At 67.2% G+C, this 3962-nt stretch carries 4 protein-coding genes; 1 reads left to right on the top strand and 3 read right to left on the bottom strand.

Annotated features, from left to right (window positions below):
* The first annotated feature begins 343 nt into the window (after positions 1-343).
* The gene (locus OG594_RS15695) at positions 344-1420 is read left to right on the top strand and encodes an LLM class flavin-dependent oxidoreductase (RefSeq protein WP_266599264.1); all 1077 of its coding nucleotides are present in this window, start codon (positions 344-346) and stop codon (positions 1418-1420) included.
* Between the two features lie 93 nt (positions 1421-1513).
* Here OG594_RS15695 and OG594_RS15690 read toward each other — a convergent pair whose 3' ends face one another.
* From OG594_RS15690 to OG594_RS15680, 3 genes are all read right to left on the bottom strand, one after another.
* Positions 1514-2119 carry an NADPH-dependent FMN reductase gene (locus OG594_RS15690; protein WP_266599262.1) on the bottom strand — a complete coding sequence of 202 codons (606 nt, stop codon included), beginning with the start codon at positions 2117-2119 and terminating at the stop codon, positions 1514-1516.
* Positions 2120-2181: 62 nt separating this feature from the next.
* Complete coding sequence (locus OG594_RS15685; RefSeq protein WP_266599260.1) at positions 2182-2976, bottom strand: ABC transporter permease; 795 nt, start codon at positions 2974-2976, stop codon at positions 2182-2184.
* The gene (locus tag OG594_RS15680; RefSeq protein WP_266599258.1) at positions 2973-3962 is read right to left on the bottom strand and encodes an ATP-binding cassette domain-containing protein; all 990 of its coding nucleotides are present in this window, start codon (positions 3960-3962) and stop codon (positions 2973-2975) included. Before OG594_RS15680 ends, OG594_RS15685 begins: the two co-directional genes overlap by 4 nt.

Here is a 3962-nt window from a genome sequence, read left to right as displayed (position 1 = left end):
CATTTCACTCCACGTTTTCTAGGATCGGCCCAACTGCCGAGAGGCCGCCTGACAATCTCGACTCAATCGAGCCCTGACATTCCGTCAGGCGGCACGGATAGAAGACCCGCCTCGAATAGCGGCAGTAACACGTTAGGCGCTCGGGGGCCAACCGTGCGCACCACTGAAAAGAATTCGATACGCATCCGGCGGACGATGGGGCGAGGGCGATTCAGACGCCGCAACCCAGGTCTTCCTTTATTGAAGAATTTTATATTCAATTCTCGCCTCACACCGTGAGACCGCGGAGGGCTGACGGGTAGTTTCATGCCCGAGCCGTTACTCCATCGGATCCGGAGACAACATGGATTTCAGCCTCTTCTACTTTGCCAACAACGACGCCGAGGACAGCGACCGGTACCGGCTGCTGATGGACGGTGCCCGCTTCGCCGACGACCACGGCTTCGCCGCCGTATGGACGCCCGAGCGGCATTTCCATCCCTTCGGCGGCCTCTACCCGAACCCCTCGGTGACGAGCGCCGCCGTGGCGGCGGTGACCAAGCGGGTCGCTGTGCGCGCGGGTAGCGTGGTGGCCCCGCTGCATCATCCGATGCGGATAGCAGAGGAATGGTCGGTCGTCGACAACCTGTCGAACGGCCGGGCCGGAATCGCCTTCGCCTCCGGCTGGCACGCCGCGGACTTCGCACTCCGACCGGAGAATTACGAGGGCCGCAGGAGCGAGCTGCTGAAGACGGTCGAGACGATCCGCCGGCTCTGGAGGCGGGAGCCGGTGCAGCTGACCGACGGCGCGGGGGAGCTGGTGGAGCTCACCATGTACCCGCCGCCGGTCCAGCCCGAACTGCCGGTATGGCTGACCAGCTCCGGCACCCCCGAGACGTTCACCCTGGCCGGCACGAACGGCATGGGAATGCTCACCCACCTGCTCGGACAAGACGTGGACGTGCTCGCGCAGCGTATCGACGGGTACCGTCGGGCCTACCGGGACAGCCCCCAGAACACCTCAGGCCAGGGGCATGTCGCCCTGATGCTGCACACCTTCGTCGGCGCCGACCGCGAAGCCGTCAGGGAAACCGTGCGCGAACCGTTCTCCCGCTACCTGGCCAGCTCCTTCGACCTGGTGGTCAAGGCGGCGGAGGCAGCCGGGGTCGACGGTGCCTCCATGTCCGCGGAGCTGAAGAGCATGAGCCCGGAGGACCTGGAGTTCCTGGTCTCCCAGGCCTTCGACCGCTATTTCGAGACCAGCGGCATGTTCGGCACCGTGGACGACTGCATGGCGGTGCTGAAGCGCCTCAAGGACGCGGGGGTCGACGAGGTCGCCTGCCTCATCGACTTCGGCGTGGCCGGCGACCGGGTCATCGAGAGCTTCGACGACCTCGCCGAGCTCCACGACACCTGGCGTGCCCACGAGGCGGCGCGCTGACGTCCGCTCAGCGCCGGGACACTCCGGGGCCTTCGTCGGCCAGAGGTGCTCATCTCCTCCTGCCCGACGAAGGCCCTTCTGCGTCCGTCCTGTTCACACCGCGGTCGCCGGCCCCACCAGCCGGGAAGCCTCCCAGGCCCGGCTCATCTCCGCGAACTCCACCACCTGGCCGCCCAGGGTCCGCAGCTGGCCCGCCACACCGGGATCCCCGCACTGCCCCTCGCCCCTGAACACACCGGTCTCGGTGTTCACCGCGACGCCCAGCGGAGTGGGCCAGCCGCGCAACGCGTGTGTGGTGGTGCGCAGAGAGGCGAGCGCCGACACCGCCCCCTGCCAGCCTTGGCCCACCGCCAGACATCCGACGGCGCGGCCGGTGAAGTACGGCCGGCCGTCATCTCGCAGGTCTTCCACATAGTCCAGGACGTTCTTCATCAGCCCGGAGACGGTGCCGTGGTACGCCGGGGTCGCCACGATGATGCCGTCCGCCGCCGCGATCAGCTGGACCAGGCGCCTCGCTCGCGGCGCCCGCAGCGAGGTCCGGGGATCGTACAGCGGCAGGTCGAGCTCGGAGCTCGTGATCAGCTCGACCTCGGCGCCCCGGTGTTCGGCGGCCTCGATACTGATGCGCAGCGCTCGTTCCGTGGTGGAGCCCTCGCGAGGCGAACCACCGATCCCGAGCACTGAGATGGGCCTGGTCATGATCCGTACACACTCCGATTCCGCACATCTGTGGCAGGCCATCTGCCGAAGGGGATTTCCCGCTAGCGAGCCACCGCGCGGCGGTAGGCGCGGGTGGCCAGCGGCATCATGACGGCGAGCAGCAGCACCGATCCCGCCAGTGCGAAGGGCACCGGATGCCGGAGGGCGAAAGCACTGTCGGCCGTGACCGCGGTCGGGTTGCCCCACAGATCGCGGCACGCACTGACCACGGCGCTGATGGGGTTCCACTCCGCGATGGTCCGCAACCAGGCGGGAAGGTTGTTGAGCGGGATGAAGGCCGCGGAGAGGAACGACAGCGGCATCGTGATGAACGTGGTGATCGAGCTGACCGCCTCGGGGTTGCGGATGAGGAGGGCCAGGACCACACCGAGCCACGACACCGCGAAACCGAGTAGCAGCAACAACCCGAAAGCGGCCACGGTCTCCAGCGCGTTGCCGTGCGGACGCCAGCCTATGAGGAGGCCCACCACGGTGATGCCGATGCAGGAGATGAAGGTGAGCGCCAGGTCGGAAACGGTGCGCCCGATCAGCACGGCCACCTGGGACATCGGCAGCGAACGGAACCTGTCCACCAGCCCGTTGTTCAGGTCGTCGGCGACACCGATCGCCGTCGTCCCGATGCCCGCCAGCATCATCTGCACGAAGATGCCGGCCATGATGTACTCGCGGTAGTCACCCCCGCCGGGGACTTCCATCGCGCTGCCGAACAGGTAGCCGAACACGAGGACCAGTGCGATCGGCATGACGGTCACGCCGATGAGCTTCTCCGGAATCCGGATCAGATGGCGCATGTGCCGGCCGACCAGGGCGGCCGAGTCGCTCAGTACGATACTCATCGGGACACGGCCTCCGCGGCTGCCTCTTCGACCCCGTCGGCCTCTCCCGGCCGGTCGGTCAGTTCCAGGAATACGTCGTCGAGCGATGGCTTGCGGACAGAGAAATCGACGACCCCGAGCCCGAACCCGAGGCTCTGGAGTGAGTTCGAGGCGTCGGCGATCCCTCTCAGACCGGTCTCGAGAGCGACTGACAGCCGGCAGTTCTCCGCGTCGGTCACCGGGCTCGTGAAGCCGACCCGCTGCAGCGCCTCGGCCGCCGGCGGGAGTGAGTCGGCCGAGGCGAACGTGATCTCGAGGCGTTCTCCTCCTACCGTGCGCTTGAGCTCGTCGGAGGTCCCCTCCGCCACGGTGAGGCCCTTGTTGATCACCATGATGCGGTCGGCGAGCTGGTCCGCTTCTTCCAGATACTGCGTGGTCAGCAGCACCGTCACTCCGCTGCGGACCTGTTCACGGACCATCTCCCACAGCACGAGGCGGCTCGCGGGGTCGAGCCCGGTGGTCGGCTCGTCCAGGAAGAGCACGGGAGGACTCGCTATCAGACTTGCCGCGAGGTCCAGCCGTCGGCGCATGCCGCCGGAGTAGGTGGAGACGCTGCGGCCGGCTGCCTCCGTCAGCTCGAACTGCTCCAGCAGTTCCTGCGCCCTGCTCCTGGCCGCCTTCCGGCCGACGTGGAACAGCTTCCCGATCAGCTCCAGGTTCTCCCGGCCGGTCAGGCGTTCGTCGAGCGCGGCGTACTGTCCGGTGAGACCGATCCGCTTGCGTACTTCGCGCGGCTGGGTGGTGACGTCGTACCCCGCCACGACCGCCTGTCCGGCGTCCGGAACGATCAGCGTGGTCAGTGCCCGCACGATGGTGGTCTTGCCGGCGCCGTTGGGGCCGAGCAGCCCCAGCACCGTGCCTGCCGGAACGTCGAGGTCAACACCTTTGAGGGCTTCGTGATCGCCATAACGTTTACGCAGCCCTCGTGCAGAAATAGCAATGTCCAC

This window comes from Streptomyces sp. NBC_01214, from assembly GCF_026340975.1.
Lineage (GTDB): Bacteria > Actinomycetota > Actinomycetes > Streptomycetales > Streptomycetaceae > Streptomyces.
This window is presented reverse-complemented; position numbering and strand designations above follow the sequence as displayed.